Genomic DNA, 25,982 nt, shown 5'->3' with positions numbered 1-25,982 from the left:
ACCGCCCGCTGCGCGCCGGCGCCCCGGTCAGGGGTCGGCCTGGGCACCATCTACCCGCGCTTCCCGAACAAGAGCGCCCTGGTCGAACGCATCGCGATCGACGTCATGTCGGGGACCTCCGCCGTCATCGACTACGCGCGACGCGACGACGCCGGACACTGTCCGTCGGCCCGGGTCACCCGCCGCACCAAGTCCACCCAGGTGGCCTGGAGGCGTGCGACGGGGACCTCGCACTCCTTGTGCAGGTAGTCCGCCGTCTCGAAGTCCACGAAGGCGAGCAGGGCATGGGCGAGCATGTCGTGGTCCCCGTCAACTCCCGCGACCCGCAGGAGAGCCGAGACGTGATGGTGGAAGGCGCGCCCGGTGTCGGAGGCGTGGCGGCGTTCGTGGAGCACCTGGCGGCCCAGTGCGGCGCCCAGGTCCGCATCGGTGGCGATGCGCTCGATCAGCACACGGCCGAACGCCGCCAGCCGGTCCCTCGCCGGTGCTCCTGGCCCCAGCGGAGGGGGACCCGAGGTGAACGCCTCGTAGAACTCGGCTTCGGCTTCGCCGAGGAGGGCCAGCAGGAGTCCGTCGCGGTCGCCGAACCGGCGAAAGAGCGTGCCCTTCCCGACGCCGGCAGCCTCCGCGACCTCGTGCATCGTCACGTGCTCGGCCCCTCGCTCGGCCACCAGCCGGGCGGCGGCCTCCAGCAGCCGGGCACGGTTGCGGGCGGCATCGGCCCGCTCGCTGGTGACGTCGAGGTCATTCCGTGCGTCCGTCACGGTTTGCCTGTCACTCGTGCGTACACGTGCCCGCCCTCGATCCGAACCGAGTACACGGGGACGGGATGTGTTGCCGGCGGGTCGAGGGGGTGGCCGGTGCGCAGGTCGAAGCGGAAAGCGTGCAGCCAGCACTCGACCGTGCAGCCGTCCACCTCTCCTTCCGAGAGGGAGACGGCACTGTGCGAGCACACGTCGTGGATCGCGAAGACCTGCTGCTCGGTCAGGACGAGGGAAACGGGAACGCCCTCCACCCCGAAGCGCCGCGGAACGCCTTCCTCCAGTACGTCGAACGCGCAGATGTACGTGTAGCCGCTGTCGGGCATCGCTGTCCTTCGAGTATTCGAGAGAGCGTGCATCGGGAGAGTGACTGCGCCCGACCCGGAGCGGCACGTGTGAACTTGACTGATCGCTGAGGCTATTGACGCGTGCCGGGCCCGGAAACCGACCTGAGTCCGAGGTGACCTCGGTAGATGGAACTAGGGCCTGTCCGGCGGATCATGCCGCAGACGCGCGGAGTGATCAGTACATGGTGTGGTCGTTCGCCCCCAGCGCCTCGCCAGGGCCGAAGCCGGGAGGTCGGACCGTGCCGGAAGAGACCGACACGGTGGGGGTTGTCGCTGATAGGGGTAATGGCAGGGCCGCTCAGAGACCGCGTGACGCGCCTACGCTCACGTTTCGTAACAGATCAAACACATATATAGGATGAAAGAACATGGCCGAAGAACAGACCGTCGCACAGAAGCTGCTCGGCGACTTCGCCCCCGAACAAGAAGCCGTTGCCCAGGTGCAGATCAAGGGCGAGCGCTACACGGCCCAGCAGCAGAAGACCGTCAACCGGTAGGACATCGGCCGCCATTGGCCGCGCGAGGGGCGCCCCGCGGTGGGCGCCTTGTCGCGAAGGGGTCAGAGCAGTTCGAGCAGCTTCTCGGTGAACTCGGTGGTCGTGGCACTGTCCCGAGGTCGGGGGGAACATCGAGGGGAACTCGCGCTCCGGGTCGAGCACGAACTTCGCGGGCGGCGCGTCGATGTGTACTCGCCCTCGACGTTCTCGCGTACAAGGAGGTGTGCGAGAAGCCGATGCCGTCGCCGGGTACGAGTGCGATGTGGTGGTGGCTACGAAACGCTGCTCCCCGGCGGCATGAGGGATCACTTTCTTGTCGGTGATCGGCCCCGACGTGACGAACAGACCCAGCTCGGCGGCACCGGTGCGCACCAGGCCGACGACATCGCGGGAGGTGAAGGCGGCCCGGATGGTCACGGACACCCCGGGACAGCGGCCGCTGAACGCACGGATCATCGGCCGCCACGCCGACGCGGGCGGTCTCCAGGCTGCGTAGCTTGATCGCATCCCGTGGCCTACGCACGGTCCGTGGCGTTGGCCCACCGTTCGAACCGGGATGTAGACGCTGGCATCATTGTTGTCGTTGACATCATTGTTTCCAGTGACTACATTCAGGGTCGCGGATCCTGCGGAAACCCGAGGGCTGTTTCGCAGAGGTGGCAGATCGACAGCGACCCCCCGCCTCATCGCAGCCTCGACCCACCCCAGCTATCACTACGGGAGACCTCTCATGCCTCTGCCTCGCCTCGGGCGGCTGCTTCGCCCCGCCGCCTTCGGCGGCATCCCCACCGGTGCACGACTGGAGCGCATGCAGGCATCTCCTCAGTACGCCGACGGCAGCTTCCGCAATCCGACGGTCACCCAGACCATGGCTTCCGGCTCCATGCTCGGCTTCGCCCGGACGAACGTTCACCGGGCCGATCGTGTCCGTCGCACGCCGGCCGCTGCCATCCCCCTGCACCGGCCGACCCTCGCGGGACCCGCTGCGGCGCCGGAATCCGATCTGCGCCTCACCTGGATGGGACACTCCACCGTTCTCACCGAGATCGACGGCGCACGGCTGCTGTTCGACCCGGTATGGGGTGAGCGGTGTTCACCGGTGGGCTTCGCGGGACCCCGACGGCTCCACCCGGTCCCGCTGCCCCTTGAGGACCTCGGCCCCGTGGACGTGGTGGTGATCTCCCACGACCACTACGACCACCTGGACATGCCCACCATCCGAGCCCTCGCCCACACGGGTGCCCAGTTCGCGGCCCCGCTGGGCGTCGGGGCACACCTGGAGCGCTGGGGAGTCGCACCCGGGCGGATCACGGAACTCGACTGGCACGAGTCGACACAGGTCGCGGGCTTGACGTTGACTGCCACGCCCGCCCGTCACTTCTGCGGGCGAGCACTGCACCGCCGCACGCTCTGGTCATCGTGGGTGGCGGCCGGTCCGAGGCACCGGGTCTTCCACAGTGGTGACACGGGATACTTTTCCGGCTTCGCCGAAATCGGGGCGGCGCTCGGTCCGTTCGACGCGGTGATGATGCAGATCGGCGCCTACAGCGAATTCTGGCCGGACATCCACATGACACCGGAGGAGGGTGTCCGCGCCCACCTCGACCTGTCGGGAGGCGACCCGCACGGTGTGCTGCTGCCGATCCACTGGGGCACCTTCAACCTGGCCCCGCATCCGTGGGAAGAGCCTGCCGAGCGTACGTACGCCGCCGCTGCCGAAGAGGGGGTGCGGGTAGCCGTGCCCGTGCCGGGTCAACCCTTCGAACCCGGCGGCCAGTTGCCTCAGGACCCGTGGTGGCGAACGGTGGCCGTGCCCGCGTCCGACGCCGCCTCGACCGTCTCCAAGGTTCCCCACCAGGCGGGTACTCGTCCCACTCCGGCCCGGCAGCAGCCGTAACTTCGAGACACAGGGCCACGAGCGGTCAATCGAGCACGGCGGCCTGGAAGCCGCTCCGCCTGGGCACCCCAGAACAGGCCCTAGAGGTCCCGGTCCGTGAACATCTGGAGATGGAGCGGGAGCGTCAGCTGCCTGTCGAGGAACCACGTGGCGATTCCGCTGTTCATCCTCTTGAGTTCTTCCGGGTCGAGGGCGGCAAGCTGATAGGTTTCGGCGAACCATTCGACCCTGGCCACGGCCGAGTACGGCGTGAACGTGCGGAACCCGTACCTGTAGGCCAGGAAGGAGAAGTACTCCAGGTATCGGGTGGATCCCCCGTACTCCACGGCGCTTCGCAGCACGCGGACCGTCTCGTCGAAGAGAGTTCCGCAACTCCTGATGAATCGGGCGCAGGCCGCCCGGAATGCGCCGCGGAACTCCCCGTTCTGGACCTTCAGGTCCCTGAGCACGGCGTCCGCTTTCCCGGCCCTGATGCGTAGTTGCCTGGTCTGTTCCAGGAAAGCGTCCACGGAACCCTGGAGGGAGGTCATAATGCGCTGCCACTCCTGCCACACATTTGGTCCCCATGGCCGCCCGGGTGACGATTCCGGTCCGAATGTGTCGAGAAACTGAGAATAGTCCCACATGTACTGGACTTCGTCCGCAAGGTCTTGCATACGCTTCAGCGCGGAGCTCGCACCTCCCGAATCCCACAGGTCACGAAGGGAAGCGACCAATTCCCTTACCTCGGGCGGGTCTTCGTTCTCGAGCTCAAGTGCTGCCGCATCGTCCGCCACACCATCGTAGATCCTGGTGAAACCTTCGACCCCGGTCAGGAACACTCGCCTTTTTTGACGCACCAGACCTGATTCCATCCTCACATGGCCGAGCTCATGCATGACGGTGACCTGGGCGTATCCGTTGTAGAACTCGCGTGGGCGAAACGCCGCGTCGAAGAAGTGTATGTGTCTGACATCGGCTCCCGGGGTTCCGTCCGTGCCGTCCATGGCCACCACCCAGTGGTAGTGACTCGACGCCTCGGTGTCGCCGAGCGTCGCGGCGGCGTAGCCGTCGCGATACATGCAGCAGCCCTGGAGGACCCACGCGTCCCACGCCGGGGTGTACCGCAGTCCCTGCAGCACCTCTGCCGCCTCGGCCGCCGTCCACACCCCCGCGCCGGAGATCAGCGTCACTCCGTAGTCCGTCACCAAGGTGTTCTCGATGTCGGAGAGGCTGGGAACCTCGGGGAAGGAACTCGTGAGGACGGCGTCCTCCCTGCCCAGGGCCACATCGACCGCCGCCGTGCTGTCCTTCGGCAGTGTGCCCGTGAGCGTCTGCGCGTTCCGGAGCGCGCGGGGAGCCAGTACGCTCACCGGGCGTCCTGGAGGTTCGCTCCGAATGACCGCAGGTGCGCGCAGCGGGAGCGGAGCCTCAGGGCACACGGAGGCCGTCCGTCCCGTCAGCTCCATCCGTGGAGATGGCGTCGGCCGATCCGGCACCCGCCGTGCCGTTCACCGCCGCGTGGTCGATCTGGTTGACGATCTGCGGCCGCACGAACATGCGTTGATACAGGTCCATACGCTGTGCGTCGTTGTCCGTCACGATCTGCAGGGCCAGCCGCAGACGTTCCGCCTCCAGTTCCTGGAGCTGATTGGCGGCGCTCTTGGCCCGTACCGCCTGCTCCTGAAGCCCCGCCGAGTACGCGTCGAGGCCGTTGCCCTCGCCCAGGAAGGTTTCCACGACCACGCCGTCGGTGCGCAGCACATGCTCCTCGGCGCCGACGATCACACCGGGTACCTGCAGGGTCCGCCCGTCCGGCGATATATGGGCGGAGGAGAAGTCCGGGTTGACGCGCGCGTAGGCGGTCGCGGTGTCGTCGGCGGCGTCCTGGACGACCTGCACGAAGTCGGGCCGCGGCTCGCCCCGGTAGTCCTTGACCGCCTGGAGCTGCGCGATGAGTCCGGCCCGCACAGCGTCGACGCGCTCGGGCCGGATACAGTCCGCCAGCAGCCGGTCGAGTTCGCCGAGGGGCACCTCGTCCCGCGATTCGGCGTGGCCGTTGAAGAACGCGACGCGCACATCGACGAGATGCAGGAGCGAGACGTACTCCTGGTTCATCTGCCGGAAGACGAAATTGAGCGTCCGGCTGACGTTGATGTTCTCCAGGGTGCGTTCGACCGCCTGTTCCTCGCCCTCCTCCAGTTTGGTGTCCATACTGGTGTCGACCTGGATGTCCCGGCGCGAAGTGGCACGTGCGGCGTTCTGACTGACCGCGTTGGTGAGGTTCTTCGCGAATTCCTCCCGGGCGCTGTTGTTGCCGCCGGAGACGCCGCCGCTGACCTTGGCTTTGGCGCTTCCCCAGCCCCAGGTGGCCTGTCCCTCGGCCTCCGCCGCCCGGTACTCGAAGCTCTTGCTGGCGTTCTCCTGGCTGGACTGCTCCAGGTTCACGCTGTTGGTGAACTCCTGCTCGGTCTCGTTGTTCGTGGCGTCCAGGATCGACGACGACTGCTGGATGCTGGTGCTGGACCGCTTGTACGTGTTCACCCGGATGCTCGTGCGCTCGCCCGGCAGGAGCGAGAAGGTCTTGATGACACGGCCGGCCCCGTAGCGGGCGGGGAAGGCGGACAGTCGGTAGTACTCGACGAGGATCAGCCCGGGCCGGCAGTGCTCGGGAACGGCCAGGAAGCGGTAGGCGTACTGCCCGTTGACGGCGCGCTGCACCGCCAGCCGGGCGCCGGTCAGCAGTTGCTTGACCACGGTGCCCTCGTCCAACGGGGCCAGCGCCGCCATCACCCCGGCCAGCCCAGCGGCATCCTCGGCGCCACCCACGTTGGGGAAGACCGCCGGGTCGAAGTAGCCGGTGGACTTCGCGGTCTGCCAGGCGGCGGCGATGCGCTGCGGGGTCAGCGCCATCGGCGGCACCCGGGTCGCGGGCGTCTCGAATCCGGTGTCCGGGTCCTCGTAGCCGTGCAGATACAGCAGTGGAGTGCTGGGACCGGGAGCGGTCGCGGGAACGGGCCGGTCGCGTTCCTGGCGCATGAGGCCGGTGTCCGCGACCGGGCGCCGGGCCAGGGTGAAGTAGATGGAGCGCCGATTGAGGGCCACCACGAGGGCGTCCTCGAAATCGAGCGTCAGGACCAGGTCTTTGACACTGACGCTGTTGCGGTAGTTGAAACGGAACGTCAGCGACGAGCCGGGAAACCTGTCGAGTGGCAGGGGTACGCCCGTCGCGTCGCCGCCCCAGGGAAGTTTCGGGTTCTCCACGACAAGGTTCTGAACGTGATCACCGACCTCGTTGTACACCACGCAGGAAAGCTCTATTTCCTCGTTCTCCACATGGAGGGAGAACGACGTCGTGGTGACCGGAATCCCTATGTTCGGGGACACGTGATAGCTGATTCCGAGAAATGTGAGCCAGTCCGCCTGATCCACATCCAGTGGAATCACGTACTGTCCACGATGGATCGTCGGCTCGGGTAACTCCTCGCCCACTGCGGCGACCGCCTGCGACAATACGTCGATCTTTGCGTCACCGTCGGCCATGCGTCCCCCAGTTGCATTCGACTGACCGGTCACACTTCTACAACGGTGCCGCCATGACAAGGCTGCTGTGTCATGGCAATCCAAAATAAAACTGAGTATGACCGTCCGTTTTCATTCCCGTGGAGCGGTAGGGAAATAATCGCGGGCCGGCGGGCAGTCGGGGCTTCGAGCCGGTCGCGCGTTTCGTGATCGTCACGCGTGACCTTGCGGTTCGCCCGGTTCCTGGAGCCGGGCACGGACCTGCTCGGCGTCGGCGTGGGCGAGTTCGGTGAAGAGGGTGAGGGCGCTCTGCCAGGCGGTGCGGGCAGCCTCCTGGTCGCCCGTCGCACGGTGCGTGTCACCGATACGAACGAGGGTTCCGGCCTCCTCGGCCGGCACGCCCAGGTCCCGGTAGATGGTGAGAGCGTTGCGGTAACTGGTGAGGGCCTGCGGGTGGTCGCCGAGATGGTGGTGGGCGTAGGCGATGCTGTCCCAGGTGGCGGCCTGGCTGACGTGGTCGCCGAGATCCCGCTGAATGGCGAGGGCCTCGAGGCAGTGACTGAGGGCCTGCTGGTGATCCCCGAGCGTCGCGTGGTCCCAGCCGACCGCGTTGAGGGCGGTCGCCTGCGCGGCTTGCCGGCCAGTGGCACGGAACAGATCCAGGGCCAGCTGGTCGTGGAGCAGGGCGCTGGGGAGGTCACCCCGCTGCTCGGCCTCCCAGCCGAGGCTCAGGTGGACATAGGCCCGCCCGACGTCGTCTCCCAGTTCGGTGAAGAGTCCCAGGGCACGGTCGAGGTGGGCACCGGCGTCGCCCCGCAGGCCCAGTCGGCCCTCCACCCGGGCCAGTCCGCGAAGGCCGTGGGCCTCCATGACGGGGTCGGACAGCCGTACCGCGGCGTCGAGCGCGGTGCGTTGGGCGGCCGCCCAGTCGTGCCAGCGCCCCTGCCGGTCGAAGAACCGCTCCATGGATGAGACGAGCAGGCAGACAAGACGGTGCGAACCGGAGTTCGTGGCCGCGTCGATGACGGCGAGCAGCACCGCGTACTCGGCCGTGAGCCAGGCCAGAGCCGACTCGTCGTCGGTGAGCGGCTCGGGGAGGGCCCCTTCGGGGGGAGGCGGGAGCGGCATCGTGTCCACGTACGGTGCGATCAAAAGACCGGCGGCGTGCGCCGTGTGCAGGTAGTGCTCGTACAGCCGGTGCACGGCCGCCCGGCGCTCGGCCTCGCCGTGCTCGGTGTGCGCCAGTTCGGCGGCGTGGGCGCGGAGCAGGTCGTGGAAGGCGTACCGGCCAGGGACATGCTCGTTGATGAGGTGCACACGGGAGAGCTCGGACAGCAGCAGCCGCGCCTCCCGTACCGCGAGCCCGGCGAGTGCGGCCGCGGCCGGTGCGGTGAAATCCGGTCCGGGGTGCAGTCCGAGCAGTCGGAAGAGGCGGGCCGCGGCGGGGGAGAGGGCGCGGGAGGACCAGGAGAACACCGCGCCGACATCGGCGGACTCGTCGGCCCTGATGAAGGCGTCGAGACTGCCCTGGGCTTCGCGCAGCTCGGCGGCGATGACCGACAGCGAGACGTGCGGGTGGGCGGCCGCGCGGGCGGCGACGCAGGCCAAGGCCAGCGGCAGCCCGGCACACAGTGCGATGATCTCCGCCGCCGCCTCCTGCTCGGCGGCGACCCGCTCGGCTCCCAGGCGGCGGATGAGGAGTTCCCGTGCCTCCTCGGTGTCGAGCGGACGCAGGGTGAGGGAGTGGGCTCCGTGGGCCGCCACCAGACCGGAGAGCTGGTTTCGGCTGGTGACGATCGTGAGGCAGCCGGGCGTGCCGGGCAGCAGCGGCCGTACGTGATCGGAATCCCGCGCGTTGTCCAGCAGGACGAGGAACCGGCGTCCGGCCAGCAGGCTGCGGTAGAGCGCGGCCTGCGCGTCCAGACCGTGCGGGACGCGTTCCGGCGGCACGCCCAGTGTGTCCAGAAAACCGCGCACCGCTTCGTCGGGACGCATGACCGCCCCTGACGGGTCGAAGCCTCGCAGGTTGACGTAGAGCTGCCCGTCGGGGTACCGGTCGGTGACCCGATGGGCCCAGTGCACGGCGAGCGTGGTCTTGCCGATTCCGGCCATTCCGCCGATGGCGCTGATCACCACTGTTCCGTTGGACCGTGCGTCGCTGGACAGCGGTGCGAGGATCTGGTCCAGTTCGGCCCGCCGACCGGTGAACGTCGTCAAGTCGTGCGGCAGTTGCGCGGGCACGGGCTGGGAGGCCGGCGCATTCGGACCGACGAGGTCCGAGACCGCCGGACCTTCGGCCGAGTGCGCCTCGAAGGCTCCGGCCCCGGTCGCCGTGGCTGGCGCATCGCGCAGCACCGTCTGGTGGGCGTCGCGCAGTTCCGGCCCCGGATCGATGCCCAACTCGTCGGCGAGCCGGTCCGACAGGGCCTGGTACGTGCTGAGCGCCTCGGGCCGCTGACCGGTGGCCGAAAGAGCGAGAATCAGCCGGGCCATCAGCGGTTCGTCCAACGGGCTGTCGGCAGCGGCCTCCCGGAGCCGGGGGAGGAGCACATCCGGCACGTGCGCTCTCAGCGCGACATCGGCAGCCTCTTTCACGGTCGCGAGGCGCTCATCGTCCAGTGAGCCGAACGCCGCGTGTGCGCGCGCCTCCGCGGGGATCCCGCGGGCGGCCTGTCCCTGCCACAGCGACAGCGCCTCGGTGAGGAGTTCCACGGCCCTTGCCGGCGCCGCGTCCGAGACGGCCCGCCGGGCCTCGACCCGCAGCGCACGGAAGCGCAGCAGGTCCAGAGAGTCACTGTCGGTCACCAATCGGTATCCGCCCGCGGCTCGGAGGAGCCAGTGGCCTGTTGCCCGGGTGGGAAGGCCGGGCTCCAACAGGCGGCGCAGGGCACCGACATGCCGGTAGACGACGTTGACCGCACTGTTCGGCGGGCGCCCGCCCCACAGGACGTCGACGATCTCGCCCACGGATACGAGTTGACCCGCCCGTACCAACAGCAGTGCCAGCAGCGCCTTTTCCTGCGGACGCCCGAGGTGCACCTCTGTCCCCGCCCGCCAGACCCGAACCGGCCCGAGCACCGCGAACCGCACCGGCTCCGGCGCCACCTCGTTCCCCTTCTTGATCTTCCACCCCCTGCGTTCACCCTACGTCACGCGTGGCGCGGCCCGGAGTCCGCGCCGTCGCTCCTCCGACGGGTCACCCGGCACCGGCGCGAACACCGGTTCCCCGACCAAGAGGTTCTCCGCAGGCCAAGGGTCGGCGGCGCCCTGAGTGTCATGCGAGTCGTCGAGCAGGGTGCGCCGCGTGGTCCCGGCGGCTGGATCGATCACGGCTCGCGCCAGACCGCTGCTGCCTTCCTTGCCGGACGGCCCGTGCGGCGTCGACCTCTTCGCTGACCGGGGCGAAGGCGCCTCCAGTCAAGTGCCGGGGTCTGTCGCCCGCAAACGGAGTGCCGCACGGGTACCGGGGACTTCCGCATCGGATGCGGCGGGGTGGGGGCGGTCGCAGCATGAGAAGCAGAGGTCATTGCCTCAGCACCCGGCCGAGGGTTCCCTCGCGCCCTCTGGTTCCCGACATGGGGGCGCCATCCGCGGAGGTGTCCGATGGCTCAGCCCGATGAGAATCCAGGACGCGGAGCGACGGGGACGGGCAAGTTTCCGCCGTCCGGCACACGGGCGGCCGGTGCGGGACGGGGAACTGATGGGGATCAGCCGCCGTACGGAGCCCGGCCCGGAACACATCCGCAGGCCGATGCGTCCAGCGGCGAAGCCCTGCGCGCCAACAGCGTCTTCCTCGGATTCGCCCCCTGGATCATCTTCGACGTGGTGGCGAGCCCCAGTACGTGGAAGTACGCCGCACTGGCGGCGCTCATCGCGGCCCTGGTACTCAATGTGCCCGACCTGCGGCGCGGCAGCGTCAAGATTCTGGAGGCGGCGAGTCTGGTGTTCTTCGCCGTCACCTTCGTGCTCGGGCTCGTGGTGGACCGCCCGGACCTGATGTGGTTGGAAACCTACGCGCAGACGCTGTCCAACGGCGTGATCGCCGCCGTGGCGCTCGGCTCCCTCGCCTTCACGCCGTTCACCGAGCAGTACGCACGGGAGTCGGTGCCCCGCCGGTACTGGGACTCGGCGATGTGGGGCGGAGTGTTCCTGGTCACGGCCCTGTTGGGGCTACTCGCCCTGCACGCGAAGTCGGGCTCCGACTGGCTCAACTGGGTCATCCCGATCGCGCTGCTGGTCGCAACGATCCGCTTCACAAAGTGGTACCCGGCGCATGCCAGGGCGCAGGCGCAGGCGTGGGGACGGCCAAGAGGACGGCACGAAGACCGCTGAGCCGACGGAGCCGACCGGCCGACGCCGGGTTTCTCGGGGCTGACGCCGGTACGGACCGTGCCCCGTCGGTTACTCGACGCCCGTGTCCAGTTCCTCCGGTAACAGGGGATAGGTAAAGCAATCGTATGGTCTAGTCCAAAGGGTTATCTGGTCTAGGCCAATCTATTGGCATGACCGCAACAACTGCACGAAGCTGGGGCGACTCCCCCTATCCCCTGGAGGCACGCAGTGAGACGTCTTCGCGCATGTCTGGGCGCGGCGGCCGCCGTTGGACTCGCCGCAGCGGGCACCACCGCGCTGGTCGCGGGCAGCGCTTCCGGCGCGACCTCCGCACTCAGCAACCGCTGGTACGCCGCGACTCCCTACCTGATGCCGCTCGACAACGACCCGCCGGACCCGGCCGCCATCATGGACGCCACCGGCCTCAAGGCGTTCCAGCTCGCCTTCGTCCTCGCCCCCAACGGCGGCGGCTGCAGCCCCACATGGGGCGGAACGGCCGCGGTCTCCTCGGACACCGCCGTCCAGTCGGTCGTCAACACCATCCGCGCCAAGGGCGGCGACGTCTCCGTCTCCATCGGCGGCTACGGCGGTACCAAGCTCGGCCAGGTCTGCTCCGACGCGGCCGCCACGGCGGCGGCGTACCAGCAGGTCATCACCAAGTACGGCCTGCACGCCATCGACTTCGACCTCGAAGAGCCGGAGTACGAGAACACGGCAGCCATCAAGAACGAGATCGGCGCCGCGAAGATCCTCCAGCAGAACAACCCCGGACTCTACGTCTCCGTCACCACCGCCGGCACGGCTGACGGCACCGGCTGGTTCGGCAAGCAGATGTTGCTGGAGGCGAAGTCACAGGGTTTCACCCCGAACAACTTCTCCATCATGCCGTTCGACGGCGGCTTCAACGGCGCGGCCTCGCAGACCAGCGCGCTGACCAACTTCAACCAGATCCTGCAGTCCACGTTCGGGTGGGACCAAGCGACCGCCTACGCCCACGAGGGCTTCTCCGGGATGAACGGGCGCAGCGACACGGGGGAGTACTTCACGCAGACCGACTTCCAGACCGTGCTGGACTACGCCACCAGCCACAACATGGACCGCTTCACGTTCTGGTCCCTCAACCGTGACCGCCAGTGCACCCCGGCCGACAACGGCGGCCGCACATCGGGCACCTGCTCCAGTGTGGCGCAGAACTCCTGGGACTTCGCCAAGTATTCGGTGAAGTTCGCCGGGGTCACACCGCCCTCCTCGACCCCCACCCCCACCCCGACGCCCACGCCCACGCCCCCGGGTACCGGGTGCAAGCCGGCCTGGAGCTCGACCGCGGTCTACACCACCGGCAACGAGGTGTCGTACAACCAGCACAACTGGAAGGCCAAGTGGTGGACTCAGAACGAGACCCCCGTCGCCTCCGACTGGGGCGTCTGGCAGGACGAGGGCGCCTGCTGACGACCTGACCGCTCGACGAATCGCCGGACCGGGTGGGCGGGGCCCCTGAGGTGCCCCGCCCACCGGACGCCGCACGCCGACCGCGCGGCACGGGTGCCGCACCCGTGCCGCGCGGTCGGCGCCGGGACGGATCAGGTCGGCGGCCCGGAGGCCAGGCGGGCGCCCAAGCAGTCGCAGGCGCGCTGCTCGAACACCGCGCGGCACATCGCCTCGCATCCGCAGCTGCGCCTTCGGGGCCGCCACCACGTGCGCCTGCCCCTCGCAGGGTCGAAAATGAGCAGAGCCGGTCGCCGAGGACACGCGGCGTCTGCCGAGAGGAACGTCGCCATGAGCGCACAGCCGCCATCGCCGTCAGGGGCCGTTCGCGGTGCACGTACCGGCGCGGGTGGCGAGCACGTATGACGCCCGGGCCGGCCGGTGCCGTGGTCCTACGGCGGTCGATCCAGGTCACCTGTTCGGCGAGCGTCGGCTTCTACGCATTCCTCTACGGCCTTCAGCAACCTGCGGCGGCGCTGTACGCACTGTTCACACCGATCGCGCTCGGCCTGCTGTCCACCATTCCGGGGACCGGTCGGCAGCAGGCATGGATCACGTTGCGGACCCTGCCGTTCGGAGTGGTTCTCGTCGCACTGGGCACGGCACTCGCGGGGAGCACGGCGGCCGCCGTGGGCGGCATGCTGATCGTCGGATTCCTCTTGACCTTCAGCGTGGTGGCCGGACCTCGTACGGCGGGTCCAGCACCCGGCCTTCAACTCCTCTACATCCTGGCCTGCTTTCCGCCCTACGCTCCTCAGACACTGGGTGCCCGGCTGACGGGCGTGGCCGTGGGCGTCGCACTTCTCGCGCTGTGCCAGGTGTTCGTCCTGTCCGGTCCGCCTGCCACGAGCTTCCGGATCCTGCTCGCCGACACACTGGAGGCGGCCGCCGCGGCAGCGGCCGATCCGACCCGAGTCTCTGCCGCGAGGCTGCGCGAGCTCAGCGAAGGGATGCGGCTGTCGCAGGTTCCCCCAGTTGAGCGTCCGACCGGCCCGGGGCGCCGGGACCGGGCTCTGGCACAGGCGGGAGCCGCGGCCCGCCGGATCGTGGACCAACTGGTGTCGCAGAGCGCGGCATCCATGACCCGCGGCGCACCACCGCGCACGGATCGTCCGTCCGCCGCGCTCCGTGAACGGGTCGCGCGGACGTGCAAGGACATGGGTGCGGCCCTGCGCGCCGGTGAGCCTCCACCGGCGGCCGACGCGCTCGAAAAGGCGATCCGCCGTTTCCAGGCGGAACGGACGCCCCGTGCGGCCGATCCAGAGGACCCGGGAGCGGACACCGGCGTCCTGCGGCGACAGGCCGCGGTACTGACACTGGCCGAGTCGACGTGGATCGCGGTGACCGCCCTCGGTGTCGCCGTCGTCGGGCGCAGATCGGCACCGCTCCCGCCCCGCGAACTCTTCTGGTACGCCGACCTGCCCACGACGCAGCTGTGGGCGCGCCGCATCGCAGGCAACGCGACGCATCGCTCGGTGTGGTTCCAGAACGCGGTACGGGTCGCATGTGGCCTCGCCCTCGCCCGTCTTGTCGCGGGCACCCTCGACCTCGCGCACGGATTCTGGGTCCTCCTCGCGGTCCTCACGCTGGGGCGCACCACGGTCGGCGCCACTTGGCGGGCCGTGCGGCAGGCGATGGTCGGCAATCTGGTGGGGGCTGTCGCGGCAGGTGCGCTGCTCATCGCCCTCGGCCGGCACCTGGACGCCTACGCCGTCCTGCTGGTGCCGGGCATGCTCATCGCCTTCGCACTGGGGCCGCGACTCGGAATCGCCTACGCCCAGGGACTGTTCACCTTGGTGGTCTCCCTCGCCTTCGCCCAGATCACCCCGACCACCTGGCGACTGTCGGAAGCCCGCATCGTCGATGTGGTCACCGGCAGTGTCATCGGCCTGCTGTGTGGTCTGCTGGCCTGGCCCGCCGGGGCACGCAGGGAAGTCCGCCGCACCATGGCGAGCCTGCTGCGTTCGTGCGGGACGCTGGTACCCGCCACGGTCGAAGCTCTCCTGGCCTCAACGGCGGCGGTCCCGTCTCCGCCCGCGACGTTGCCGACCCTGCATCACCTGCGCCTGGCGGAGGCCGCCTACGCGCAGTTCCGCAGCGAGCCACCCGCCGCCTGGGAGGGCATGCAGGCCGACTGGCACGGGGTGCTCATCGTGGCGTACCACACGGTGCTCGGTGCCCAGCGGCTCCCTTGCTTCGAAGCACCTCTGCCCGATGTGCCGCCGGACGCGGGAGCATGGGCCCGCAGGACGGCTGCCGAGCTGGCGGCGGACGCCGACCGAATCGCCGCGCACTTCACCACCGTCGAACGCCACGCGCCCGGCCGGCGTCCCCCTGGTCCACCGCTGCCGGAGCACCACCCGGCCCTGCCCACAGTCATCGATCTCGAAGTGTGGTTGACAGACATCGACCGCCAGCTCACTCGCATCGAAGACTCCGTCCGGCTCAAGACCTGAGCCGGACGGAGTCTTCGGATGACGATCAGCCGAGAAATCCGGTCGACAGACGGGCCCGCGACGCACTGTGATGGCTCCGACTGCCCGACGCGTCGAGCGGGCCGACCGCTGGAGCTGTTCTTGGCAACCGAGGGAACCGCGGACACCCGTCCGGCTATCGATGTGGAACTGGCAAGGCGCCTGGTCGATGCGCAGTTCCCGCAGTGGGCCGAGCTGCCTCTCAGGCTGCTCGACCCGGCCGGTTCGGACCATGTGATCTACCGGCTGGGCGAGGAACTGTCTGTCCGGCTGCCCCGCCATGCCGGGGCCATCGGGCAGGCCAAGAAGGAGTCCGAGTGGCTGCCCCGGCTCGCCCCGCACCTGCCGCTGGCCGTCCCTGTACCGGTGGGGGTGGGTGAGCCTGACTTCGGCTATCCGTGGCCGTGGGGGGTGTCCCGGTGGCTGGACGGCGAGGTGGCGACCGCCGAGGCATTGGGCGGATCGTCCAGCGCTGCCGTCGAGCTGGCGGAGTTCCTCACCGCCCTGCAGCAGTGGGCACCCGCGGACTTCCCGGTCGGAGACGTCCGCGGGGACCTCACCGCCCGGCCACTGGCCGACCGGGACCGCGCGACCCGGGCCGCTATCGCAGAGGTCGACGGAGTGTTCGATACCGCGGCCATGACCGAGCTGTGGGACGCGGCCCTCAGCGCCCCCGGATGGGATCGCGCTCCGGTCTGGTTCCACGGCGACTTCCACACCGGCAACCTCCTGACCGTCGACGGCCGCCTCAGCGCGGTCATCGACTTCGGCGAGCTCGGCATCGGTGACCCGGCGTGCGACTTGACCATCGCGTTCACCCTGATGTCGGCCGGGAGCCGGACTGCCTTCCGGGCCGCGCTCGGCGTGGACGACGCCACGTGGACCCGTGGCCGAGGCTGGGCCTTGGCCACGGCTCTGAACGCCTACACCTCCTACGCCGCAGTCAACCCCCGGGTCGCCGCGCAGACCACCCGGCAGATCACCGAGGCGCTGATCGGCTGACCCGCACGCCTCCAGCTCCCGCAGCAGCCTCGGTTGTGACCCACCCCTGATCCACCTCTGATCCGGCTCTGGTTGCCGAAATCGGCGCACTGGCGTGGTGGCGGGCAAAACAGGGATCCTGGCCCGGTGCCCACTGGGGGCGGAGACCTCAGATGCGGTCGGCGGCGATGAGAAGGTACTGGAAACTGCCGTTCTCGTACGCGCTCAGGAACGTTTCCTCGATGCCCGTGACCAGGTGGTCGGCCTGCTTGCGCAGTTCCCAGTAGGGGAGGGTGGCGGCGGTCAGGTCTTGAACGTGGACGGGGACGAGGCGGTTGCGGGCCATGGCGCGGAAGTACTCCGACCGTGGGTGGATGTCGCAGATGTAGTGGGCGTTGATGAGAGACACCTCCCGGGAGGCCCGCCCGTAGGCGTCGTTGTAGCAGCCGGTGATCGTCACGTAGCGACCGCCGCGACGCAGCAACCGTGCGTGCTCGGCGAACAACAAATCCAGCTCCACATACATGGTGGACTCGTTGTTCCAGGAAGCCGCATACGCGCCGGAGGGCAAGCCGGTGTCGAGCATGTTCCGGTGGTGGTAGCGGACCTTGTCGTCGATGCCCCGTTTGCGGGCCTGGTCATTGGCGAAGTCGGCCTGTTTCCTCGAGATCGTGACGCCGTCGGCGTGGCATCCGTACCGCAGATGGGCCACCACGCTTCCGCCGCCGCGCCCGCAGCCGGCGTCGAAGACGCGGTCGGTGGGGGAGAGGGGGCCGAGGTGGGAGGCGAGGAGATCGGCCTGTGCCTGTTCCAGACGGTGCAGTTCGGCGGTGATCCGGTCACGCCGTTTGGCAGCGTGGTCTCCGTCTCCGTGTCCGCCGCTCCCGCCCCCGCGCCCGTCCTCGTCCTCGTCCTCGTCGAGTACGGACCAGTCGACGTCCCCGATGCCGTAGTGGTGATGGTAGAGGTCGTCGATCTTTCCGAGCTCGAGGTTGACCGGGTTCTCTTCGGCGTTCCAGTAGTCCGCGACGCGGGTCTGGTACGTCGACTGGCAGGTGGCCTGGGTCGGCACCGGTGCTGCCGCGGTACCGGCTTCGGTGACGGTCAAAGGTGACTCCTTGTGGCGCGGTGGGCGACGGGCCAGGGGTGGGGCATTACCAGTAGTTCGGCAGGTGGTAGCGGTGGGTGTTGGTGGCGTGCCACTCGTGGTTGCCGGACACCCAGGCGGCCAGGCCCCTGGCGTAGCGCTCGATGAGAGGCGAGGTGACGGACAGGTCCGCCGCCTCCTCCTCGAACGCCTCCATGACCTTGTTGTGGATCTTGACGGCCTTCAGGTAGGCGGCCTTCAGTCCGCACCGTTCGTTCGCGGCGATGACCTGAGGCAGATTGAGATGGCTGGGATCGTTGGCCAGTTCCTTGGTGAAGGAGTACAGGTCGTTCACGATCGTGGTGGCGTTGCCGGCGAGCGCGGTGATCCGCTGGATCTCCGGCCGGGCGTAGAGGGCCTCGGGCAGTTCGTAGCCGTCCACGGCGTCGACGATCGACAGGCAGGGGCGGAAGTTGTTGAACTGCCGCATCATCAGGTACTCCCAGACCGGCGGTACGTACCCGATCTCTGCCCAGGCGGCCTCACCGAGATAGCCCAGATGCAGCCGGGCGAGATCGTGCACCAGCCGGTCGGTCTGGCTGGGTGAGGCGAAGACGGCGTAGTCCTTGAGGGCCCCGTGGTAGGAGCGCAGCGGCCCGTCGGCCTGCACGCCGCGCCGCCACTGCGCTTCCAGTTCGGGAGTGGAGTGGAAGGGGTCGAGCGCGGACTGGGCCGTGATCAGCCTGCCGCCGAGTCCCCGCGATGAGCCGCCTCTGTCCTCGTCCTCCTCGCAGTAGCAGTTGTCGACGAGGTTCTCGGCCAGCAGCAGCTTGCCCGCCACTGTGAGGCGTTCGAGGTCGGCAGCGCCCGGATGCTGGAGTACGACGGCCCGGCCGAACTGGAACCCCGCGAAGTCCCCCGTCCACGCTTCGGGGAACGCATCGAGCCGGCGGACCCACGCTTCCAGCCTGCGGTCGACCTCCGCTGCCTTTGCCGGGTCTGCCGGGGCGGCGGGCCGGTGCCGCAGACCGGGGACCGCCCCGCTTCGCCGGGCTCGCGCGACGGGGACGAGGCTGGGCGGCCCGGGCAGTCGCAGCAACGAACCGGAAGCCGATGACGCGCTCATTCCGCGGTCCGCCCGACCTGGACGTTCTCCAGGATCCCCGCGGCGTCGGGTACGAGAATGGCCATCGCGTAGTAGGCGGTGACCAGATAGCTCATGATCGCGGTGCTGTCGATGCCCATGAACCGAACGTTCAGACCGGGCTCGTACTCCTCCGGAATACCGGTCTGGTGCAGGCCGACGACCCCTTGGTCCTTCTCTCCCGTGCGCAACGCGATGATGCTGCTGGTGTGTTGGGGACTGATCGGGATCTTGCTGCAGGGAAAGAGCGGAACGCCGCGCCACGCCGGTACTTCGTGGCCGTCGAGATTCACGGTGCCGGGTACCAGTCCGCGCCAGTTGCACTGCCGGAAGAAGGCGGCTATCGCCTTCGGGTGGGCGAGGAACAGCCGGGTCTTGCGGCGCATCGACAGCAGTTCGTCGAGGTCGTCGGGCGTGGGGGGACCGGAGAAGGTGCTGACTCGCTGGCCGTAGTCGACGTTGTGCAGCAAACCGAACTCGCGGTTGTTGACCAGCTCCCACTCCTGGCGCTCGCGGATCTCCTCGATGGTCAGACGGAGTTGCTGCTCGGTCTGGTTCATCGGATGGTTGTAGAGGTCGGCGACCCTGGTGTGGACGCGCAGGACCGTCTGGGTGAGGGACAACTCGTATTCACGCGGGGCGAGGTCGTAGTCGACGAAGCCGCCGGCGAGGACCGGTTCGCCCACGTGCCCGGCTTGTACGGGCACGTCGGCCTCGCCCTTGCGGTTCATGGGCTTGCTCTGCTGCTCCGCGAAGGCGTTCAGCTGGGCCGCGAGCGACGGGGTGCGCTCCACGAACTGCATGAGGGTGTCCCAGTTGAGTGCCAGCACCACGCCGGGAGTCTCGGCCCGTACCGAGCTGAACCACAGCGGGTCGGGCTGACCGATGCCTCGTCGCCCATCCCGTCGCCGTCCGTGATGACCCCGGTGACTTCCTGCTCGCCGTACTTGCCGGTGATGTAGCGGGTGAACCGGCCGTGGACGACGAGATACGCCTCGCTGACGGGCTGCCCGGCGTCGAAGAGGACCTGGCCGGTACGCACCTCACGCACCCTGAACCGTGAGGAGATCTCCTGCAGGGCCGCGGTGTCGGAGAAGCCGCGCAGGGCGGGCAGTTCGGTCAGCGTCTCGGGAATGACCTTGATGTCGTCGGCGCCGTTCTGCTCGAACTGCACCCGGCCCCGGCCGACGCGGAGTTGGAGCCGCCGGTTGACCCGGTAGGTGCCGCCCTTGACGTCCACCCAGGGCAGCATCTTGAGCAGCCATCGCGAGGTGATGGCCTGCATCTGGGGTTCGGACTTGGTGGTGGTGGCGAGCTGACGAGCCGCGTGGGTACTGAGACTGGTGAACCGTTGTCCGTCGGCGGGGGGCCCGGCGGCGCTTTCCGGGACTGTCACATGTCCTCCCATTACGTGAGCGGGCGTGGGTGGATACGCACGAACATCAGCGAAAGCGGCGGGGCGTCGACGCCGTTCGCCTCGGGCAAGGGGGCCTACCACCTGGCCGTGGACGAGGTCTGACCTGTCCCGTCGCGGAGGAGAGCCGACGGCAACGGTTGAGCGGGCTCCAGATCCGTTGTGGCGTCCCGCAGCAGGTGGGGAAAGCAGGGACCGCCTCGGCGACGCGCCGGAAGTCGTGGGGAGTGGGTTCACGGAGGCGGTGGAGGTCGAAGACGGATACCGGGGAGGTGGACGCCAGGACAGCAACCGCGTGACGGTCCGGGCAGTTGGGCAGTGCGCGCCCCATGTCAAGCGAAACAGTCAGAGATGGCCCTCGGAACCGCGTGAATGGGGCGCATTCGTGTCCTGGAGGTGGGCATCCATCGCGCGAGGCGAGCCTGCCCTGACGGTGTGCTCTCACGCCTGCCGTCAGGTCTCGCGCCACCGGCGCACGTCACCCTGTCCATCACGACCTTCCGAACAGACGGCCCCCGCTTGAGTGATCGAAATGGCAACGGGCTAACATTTGAGCACCGCCTAGCTCGAAAGATGTAAACCTGTGACTGTCAATGACGACTCGTTCACCAACTGGAACAACCGCGAGGAGATCGCGGAGTCGATGATCCCGATCATCGGGAAGCTGCACCGGGAGCGGGATGTCACGGTCCTGCTGCACAGCCGTTCCTTGGTGAACAAGTCCGTGGTGAGCATTCTCAAGACCCACCGGTTCGCCCGGCAGATCGCCGGCGAGGAACTCTCGGTCATCCAGACGTTGCCGTTCCTGCAGGCTCTCACCACGCTCGATCTCGGCCCCTCGCAGATCGACATCGGCATGCTCGCCGCGACCTACAAGTCCGACGACCGTGGCCTGTCGGTGGAGGAGTTCACCGCCGAGGCCGTGGCCGGCGCCACGGGCGTCAACAAGATCGAGCGCCAGGAGCCGCGCGACGTCGTCCTCTACGGATTCGGCCGCATCGGCCGCCTCGTCGCCCGCCTGCTCATCGAGAAGGCCGGCTCCGGCAACGGCCTGCGGCTGCGCGCCGTCGTCGTCCGCAAGGGTGCCGGCCAGGACATCGTCAAGCGCGCCTCGCTGCTGCGGCGCGACTCCATCCACGGCCAGTTCCGGGGCACGATCACCGTCGACGAGGCGAACAGCAAGATCATCGCCAACGGCAACGAGATCAAGGTCATCTACTCCGACGACCCGCTGTCGGTGGACTACACGGCGTACGGCATCAAGGACGCCATCCTCATCGACAACACCGGCAAGTGGCGTGACCGCGAGGGCCTGTCCCAGCACCTTCGCCCCGGGATCGCCAAGGTCGTCCTGACCGCACCGGGCAAGGGCGACGTCCCCAACATCGTCCACGGCGTCAACCACGACACGATCAAGCCGGACGAGCAGATCATGTCCTGCGCCTCCTGCACCACCAACGCGATCGTCCCGCCGCTGAAGGCGATGGCGGACGAGTACGGCGTTCTGCGCGGCCATGTGGAGACCGTCCACTCATTCACCAACGACCAGAACCTGCTGGACAATTACCACAACTCCGACCGCCGCGGTCGTTCGGCGCCGCTCAACATGGTCATCACCGAGACCGGTGCCGCCTCCGCCGTCGCCAAGGCGCTGCCCGACCTCAAGGCGAAGATCACCGGCAGCTCGATCCGCGTCCCGGTACCGGACGTCTCGATCGCGATCCTCAACCTGCAACTCGCGCGCGAGACCACACGAGAGGAAGTCCTCGACCACCTCCGCGACGTTTCGCTGACCTCGCCGCTCAAGCGCCAGATCGACTTCATCAGCGCCCCCGACGCGGTGTCGAGCGACTTCATCGGTTCGCGCCATGCCTCGATCGTCGACGCAGGCGCGACCAAGGTCGAAGGCGACAACGCGATCCTCTACCTGTGGTACGACAACGAGTTCGGCTACTCCTGCCAGGTCGTCCGCGTCGTCCAGCACGTCTCCGGGGTGGAGTACCCGACCTACCCCGCCCCGGCGGTCTGATCGCGGCGCACTGCCCGATCCGGCGCCCCGGTTGGATGAGCGGCAGCCGCTCCTGATCGGTATCCAGCCGCCCTCCACCGCAACCGTGCCCCGGCGGTCAGCCGACCGTCGGGGCAGCCCGGACCGCGCTCGCGGCGACTGCTCGTGTCACAGGTCGCCTGTGCCCGTCCGCCTGTCCGCCTATTTGTCGGCCATTGGCTTCCGGACGGCGGCGGTCTCGTCAGCAGGCCGGACAGCTCGCCGGCGGCCCGGCGCGGTCGGGCCTGCTCCGTCGGCGGACTCAGCCCTTCGGCGACAGTCGTCGGGCGGCGGTGCCCCTCACGTCGCGACCGGGACCGGAGTGGTCGCGCTGTCTCCGTGCGTGGTCGGAAGTGCCAGGAGAGCGTTCAGTCCGGTGGGGGAGCTCGAGGCCATCTTGTCGATCATTTCCTGCGGGTCGAACCGACCCTTCATGATCTCGGCGAAGTTGGCCTTGGCGTCGTCCTCGCGGTTGAACACCTCCTCGATCCTCGTCGGAGGCACGGTCTTCAGAGACTGTCTCCTGCGCCACCACTCATAAGTTTCGGGACATCGGTAGAAGCGGTGTCGCGGGTCGTCGGTCCGGGTTCCAGCACTGCGGCAGGAAGCCCACCTCGCCACAGGTCCGGCACCACTGCTTCGCGAGGCGACCGCCCCGTTCCCGGTAGCGCCGAGAACAGGCGATCGTAAGATTCGAGCCATGAGCGCCCATCGCGTCGCGGTCCTGGCACTGCCCCACGTGCTGCCTCTCGACCTGGGTATCCCGACGCAGATCTTCAACCCCAGGCCCAACACCCCGTACGAACTGACCGTGTGCGGAGCGACGCGCGGCAGCGTCACCACCAGTACTGGTTTCACCGTGGGTGCCACGGCCGGACTGGCGGCGCTCGCCCGGGCGGACACGATCATCGTGCCCGGCTACTGGCGATATCGGCGGCCACCGGCGCCCGAGGTCACGGCGGCGCTGAAACTTGCCTTCAGCCGAGGCGCCCGCATCGCGTCCATCTGCACCGGAGCCTTCGCACTCGCCGCAGCCGGGCTTCTCAACGGCCGGACCGTCACCACCCACTGGGCCAGCGCGGACGAACTCGAGGAGCTCTACCCCCACCTGCGCGTCGACCGCAACGTCCTCTACATCGACGACGACGCCCTGCTGACCTCCGCCGGCGTGACCGCGGGCATCGACCTGTGTCTCCACATCGTCCGCAAGGACCTCGGTGCTGCCGTCGCCAACGACATCGCCCGCGAACTGGTCGCCGCACCCCACCGCGACGGCGGCCAGGCCCAGTACATCACCCAGTCCCTGCCCGAACCCACCGCCCACACCCTCGCCGACACCCGCGACTGGGCCCTGCGTCACCTCGAAGAAGCCCTCACCCTCGCCGCGCTCGCGGACCGCGCCCGCGTCTCCACCCGCACCCTGGTGCGCATGTGGCGCCAGGAAACCGGTGTCACTCCCCACCAGTGGCTGCTCACCGCCCGCGTCAACCACGCCCGCGAGCTCCTCGAAGTCACCGACCTCGGCATCGAACAGATCGCCGCCCAAAGCGGTCTGGGAACCAGCACCAACCTCCGCGCCCGTTTCCGCGATGCCCTCGGCATCACACCCACCGCCTACCGGCGGACCTTCCAGCGGACCACCACGGCCTGACCCCAGCCACCGGCCCGGCGCGAACGCCAGGAGCGTGTGCGTACGCACCGAGGGGTCTATCATGATTTAGGTGTTTTTAGGCCCTTTGGCCTAGTGGTTTTTGGTTGGTCCGACTGGCTTATACCCGTCCGGCGGTAAGGCGGCCGTCGAAGAGCTGGTCGAACTCGTTCAATGCTGCCTTCCACTTGTTGTTCCAGCGTTTGCGTCCCCGGCCGGAGGGGTCGAGGGCGAGGGTGGCCAGGTAGATCCTCTTGAGTGCTGCCTGTTCGTTGGGGAAGTGTCCGCAGGCGGTGGCCGCGCGGCGGTAGCGGGCGTTGAGGGACTCGATGCTGTTGGTCGTGTAGACGACCTCGCGGATGGAGTCGGGGAAGGCCAGGAAGGGTACGAACTCGCTCCAGGCGCGCTGCCAGACGGTGGCGATCGAGCCGTATTTGTGGCCCCACTTGGCGTCGAACTCGTCGAGCCGCTCGCGGGCCTGGGCCTCGTTGACGGCGGTGTAGACGGGCTTGAGGTCGGCGGCGACCTCGGGCCAGTCCCGCCGGGAGGCGTAGCGCAGGCTCTGCCGGATCAGGTGAACGACGCAGCGCTGCACAACGGTTTGGGGCCACACGTTCGCGACCGCGTCCGGCAGAGCGGACAGCCCGTCACAGACGAGCATGAGGACGTCTCTGACCCCGCGATTACGCAGGTCGGTGAGGACTTGCTGCCAGAACTTGGCGCCCTCGCCACCGTCGCCGGCCCACAGGCCGAGGATATCGCGGTAGCCGTCGGCGGTGACCGCGATGGCCACGTAGATCGGCCTGTTGGCGACCTGCCCGTCCCTGATCTTGACGTGGATGGCGTCGACGAAGACGACCGGGTAGACCGCGTCGAGCGGGCGGGTGCGCCACTCGTTCATCGAGTCCAGGGCCTTGTCGGTGATCGTGGAGATCGTCTCCTTGGACGTCTTCATCCCGTACACCTCCTCAAGGTGCGCGACGATCTCCCCGGAGGTCATGCCGCGGGCGGTCAGCGAGAGCACCATCTCGTCCAGAGCACCGGTGCGACGGGCACCCTTGGGCAGGATGCGGGGCCGGAAAGTGCCCAGCCGGTCACGGGGGATCTGCAGCGTGATCGGCCCGACCTCACTCATCACCTTCTTCGTGCGATACCCGTTACGGCCGTTGCCGCCCGAACGCGAGCCCCGCCCGCCGCCGCGCTCGGCCTCGGCGGCCAGATGCTCATCCAGCTCGGCCTCCAGGGCGGCCTGCATCAGGTGCTGCGTGATCGCGGGCAGCAGACCGTCCTCACCGACCAGCCTCAGCCCACCACCGCGGACCCTGTCCTGGGCCAGCAGCGTCAGCGCGTCCAGCAGGTCCAGGCCCAGCCCGTCCACGGACTCCTGCGTTCTCCTCATGCCCGCACCGTCCGCGGCCGCCCCGTCAGTGGCAAGCGACACGCCGCCCACCGTCTCGAGAGAGTGAGTCTTCTGGATCGTCATCAGGTGTCCCTTCCGGTGAAGTTCCCACCTAATTCATGACACTCCCGCACCGAGCTGGGACAGGCCGGAGGCGGCGGCCGGGTCTTCACCGACAACACCGCCGCCTTCATCCACGAACTGGAGCCGGAGTCGTTCTCCACCGCCGGGGGGCGGCAGCAACAGCGTGCGGGCGTGTTGCCCGCCATACCGATGGAGTTCCAGGAGCTGGAGGCGCGAGCGCAAGCGGTGCTGTCGTCGTCGCTGCTGTGGTATGTCGCCGGCGGAGCAGGAGACGAGTTCACCCAGCGAGCCAACGTTTCAGCGTTCCTGCGGTGGGGGCTGGTGCCGCGGATGATGGTCGGTGCGATCCAACGCGACGTGTCGGTGAACCTGTTCGGGATGAGTCTGCCTTCGCCGCTGTTCATGGCACCGGTCGGGGTGATCGGGCTGTGCGCACAGGACGGCCACGGCGACCTGGCCACGGCCCGTGCGGCCGCCCGTACGGGTGTGCCGATGGTGGACTCCACCCTTAGCGTTGATCCGCTGGAGGAAGTCGCCGCCGAGTTCAGGGAAACCCCGGGATTCTTCTCGCTGTACACCCCTACCGACCGGGAGCTGGCCGAGAGTCTGGTGCGCCGGGCCGAAATGGCGGGCTTCAAGGGCATCGTGGTGACGTTGGACACCTGGATCACGGGATGGCGCCCCCGCGACCTGGGAGCCGGCAACTTCCCGCAGTTGCGCGGCCACTGCCTTGCCAACTACACGTCCGACCCGGTCTTCCGAGCCCGGCTGGCCAAAACCCCCGAGGAGGATACGCGGGCCGCGGTGTCGGAGTGGGCACGGATCTTCGGTAATCCGCTGACCTGGGACGCCTGCGTTCCACAGTTGAGCGGGGTTCTCGGGGG

Annotated in this window: 19 protein-coding genes and 2 pseudogenes; 11 read left to right on the top strand and 10 right to left on the bottom strand. The window is 68.5% G+C overall.

Annotated features, from left to right (window positions below; all coding sequences use genetic code 11):
• Positions 1-131 precede the first annotated feature (131 nt).
• Positions 132-764 carry a TetR/AcrR family transcriptional regulator gene (locus OG819_RS36060; RefSeq protein ID WP_266653314.1) on the bottom strand — a complete coding sequence of 211 codons (633 nt, stop codon included), beginning with the start codon at positions 762-764 and terminating at the stop codon, positions 132-134.
• Entirely contained in the window at positions 761-1,087 is a 327-nt protein-coding gene (locus tag OG819_RS36055; RefSeq protein ID WP_266653313.1) for a non-heme iron oxygenase ferredoxin subunit, read from the bottom strand. The genes OG819_RS36060 and OG819_RS36055 overlap by 4 nt, the downstream gene beginning before the upstream one ends.
• Positions 1,088-1,476: 389 nt before the next feature.
• Here OG819_RS36055 and OG819_RS36050 point away from each other — a divergent pair, with 389 nt between their 5' ends.
• From OG819_RS36050 to OG819_RS36040, 3 genes are all read left to right on the top strand, one after another.
• Positions 1,477-1,605 carry a hypothetical protein gene (locus OG819_RS36050; protein ID WP_266633704.1) on the top strand — a complete coding sequence of 43 codons (129 nt, stop codon included), beginning with the start codon at positions 1,477-1,479 and terminating at the stop codon, positions 1,603-1,605.
• A gap of 334 nt (positions 1,606-1,939) precedes the next feature.
• Positions 1,940-2,101 carry a hypothetical protein gene (locus OG819_RS36045; protein ID WP_266633706.1) on the top strand — a complete coding sequence of 54 codons (162 nt, stop codon included), beginning with the start codon at positions 1,940-1,942 and terminating at the stop codon, positions 2,099-2,101.
• A gap of 234 nt (positions 2,102-2,335) precedes the next feature.
• Entirely contained in the window at positions 2,336-3,502 is a 1,167-nt protein-coding gene (locus tag OG819_RS36040; RefSeq protein ID WP_266633708.1) for an MBL fold metallo-hydrolase, read from the top strand.
• A gap of 80 nt (positions 3,503-3,582) precedes the next feature.
• Here the strand turns inward: OG819_RS36040 and OG819_RS36035 are convergent, their stop codons facing one another.
• The 3 genes from OG819_RS36035 to OG819_RS36025 all read right to left on the bottom strand — a co-directional run bounded on the left by OG819_RS36035 (position 3,583) and on the right by OG819_RS36025 (position 10,108).
• Positions 3,583-4,854: a hypothetical protein gene (locus tag OG819_RS36035; RefSeq protein ID WP_266633710.1), complete on the bottom strand. Its 1,272-nt coding sequence runs from the start codon at positions 4,852-4,854 to the stop codon at positions 3,583-3,585.
• A gap of 58 nt (positions 4,855-4,912) precedes the next feature.
• Positions 4,913-6,868 carry a hypothetical protein gene (locus OG819_RS36030; protein WP_266653312.1) on the bottom strand — a complete coding sequence of 652 codons (1,956 nt, stop codon included), beginning with the start codon at positions 6,866-6,868 and terminating at the stop codon, positions 4,913-4,915.
• A gap of 348 nt (positions 6,869-7,216) precedes the next feature.
• On the bottom strand, positions 7,217-10,108 hold the full coding sequence (locus tag OG819_RS36025) for a BTAD domain-containing putative transcriptional regulator (protein WP_266653311.1): 2,892 nt from the start codon (positions 10,106-10,108) through the stop codon (positions 7,217-7,219).
• A gap of 498 nt (positions 10,109-10,606) precedes the next feature.
• On the opposite strand from OG819_RS36025, the gene OG819_RS36020 reads away from it, so the two are divergent.
• The 4 genes from OG819_RS36020 (at position 10,607) to OG819_RS36005 (ending at position 16,296) form a co-directional block, all read left to right on the top strand.
• Positions 10,607-11,335, top strand: a complete 729-nt coding sequence (locus OG819_RS36020; protein WP_266653310.1) for a hypothetical protein — start codon at positions 10,607-10,609, stop codon at positions 11,333-11,335.
• A gap of 228 nt (positions 11,336-11,563) precedes the next feature.
• Positions 11,564-12,784, top strand: a complete 1,221-nt coding sequence (locus OG819_RS36015) for a carbohydrate-binding protein (RefSeq protein WP_266653309.1) — start codon at positions 11,564-11,566, stop codon at positions 12,782-12,784.
• Between the two features lie 398 nt (positions 12,785-13,182).
• Entirely contained in the window at positions 13,183-15,276 is a 2,094-nt protein-coding gene (locus OG819_RS36010; protein WP_266653308.1) for an FUSC family protein, read from the top strand.
• A 120-nt stretch (positions 15,277-15,396) separates the two neighbouring features.
• Positions 15,397-16,296 (top strand): aminoglycoside phosphotransferase family protein, encoded by a 900-nt coding sequence (locus OG819_RS36005; protein ID WP_266633718.1) that lies wholly within the window; start codon positions 15,397-15,399, stop codon positions 16,294-16,296.
• Between the two features lie 148 nt (positions 16,297-16,444).
• On the opposite strand, the gene OG819_RS36000 is transcribed toward OG819_RS36005, so the two are convergent.
• From OG819_RS36000 to OG819_RS35990, 3 genes and pseudogenes are all read right to left on the bottom strand, one after another.
• On the bottom strand, positions 16,445-17,383 hold the full coding sequence (locus tag OG819_RS36000) for a methyltransferase domain-containing protein (RefSeq protein WP_266653307.1): 939 nt from the start codon (positions 17,381-17,383) through the stop codon (positions 16,445-16,447).
• 46 nt (positions 17,384-17,429) lie between these two features.
• Positions 17,430-18,488 (bottom strand): family 2 encapsulin nanocompartment cargo protein terpene cyclase, encoded by a 1,059-nt coding sequence (locus tag OG819_RS35995; protein ID WP_266653305.1) that lies wholly within the window; start codon positions 18,486-18,488, stop codon positions 17,430-17,432.
• A pseudogene (locus OG819_RS35990) lies at positions 18,485-19,914 on the bottom strand (family 2B encapsulin nanocompartment shell protein). The gene OG819_RS35995 and the pseudogene OG819_RS35990 overlap by 4 nt, the downstream one beginning before the upstream one ends.
• Here OG819_RS35990 and OG819_RS35985 point away from each other — a divergent pair.
• Complete coding sequence (locus tag OG819_RS35985; protein ID WP_266590753.1) at positions 19,903-20,025, top strand: hypothetical protein; 123 nt, start codon at positions 19,903-19,905, stop codon at positions 20,023-20,025. The pseudogene OG819_RS35990 and the gene OG819_RS35985 sit on opposite strands and share 12 nt — an antisense overlap.
• A gap of 478 nt (positions 20,026-20,503) precedes the next feature.
• Complete coding sequence (locus OG819_RS35980) at positions 20,504-21,949, top strand: glyceraldehyde-3-phosphate dehydrogenase (protein ID WP_266633729.1); 1,446 nt, start codon at positions 20,504-20,506, stop codon at positions 21,947-21,949.
• A 318-nt stretch (positions 21,950-22,267) separates the two neighbouring features.
• Here OG819_RS35980 and OG819_RS35975 read toward each other — a convergent pair whose 3' ends face one another.
• The gene (locus OG819_RS35975) at positions 22,268-22,471 is read right to left on the bottom strand and encodes a hypothetical protein (RefSeq protein WP_266633731.1); all 204 of its coding nucleotides are present in this window, start codon (positions 22,469-22,471) and stop codon (positions 22,268-22,270) included.
• A 196-nt stretch (positions 22,472-22,667) separates the two neighbouring features.
• Between OG819_RS35975 and OG819_RS35970 the strand changes: the two genes are divergently transcribed.
• On the top strand, positions 22,668-23,618 hold the full coding sequence (locus OG819_RS35970; RefSeq protein WP_266633733.1) for a GlxA family transcriptional regulator: 951 nt from the start codon (positions 22,668-22,670) through the stop codon (positions 23,616-23,618).
• A gap of 118 nt (positions 23,619-23,736) precedes the next feature.
• On the opposite strand, the gene OG819_RS35965 is transcribed toward OG819_RS35970, so the two are convergent.
• Positions 23,737-25,098: an IS256 family transposase gene (locus OG819_RS35965; protein WP_266647762.1), complete on the bottom strand. Its 1,362-nt coding sequence runs from the start codon at positions 25,096-25,098 to the stop codon at positions 23,737-23,739.
• A gap of 117 nt (positions 25,099-25,215) precedes the next feature.
• Between OG819_RS35965 and OG819_RS35960 the strand changes: the two are divergent.
• Positions 25,216-25,947 (top strand): annotated as a pseudogene (locus OG819_RS35960) (alpha-hydroxy-acid oxidizing protein); the annotation flags it as partial.
• Positions 25,948-25,982: the final 35 nt, after the last annotated feature.

This window comes from Streptomyces sp. NBC_01549, from assembly GCF_026339955.1.
In the GTDB taxonomy this organism is placed as follows: domain Bacteria; phylum Actinomycetota; class Actinomycetes; order Streptomycetales; family Streptomycetaceae; genus Streptomyces.
This window is presented reverse-complemented; position numbering and strand designations above follow the sequence as displayed.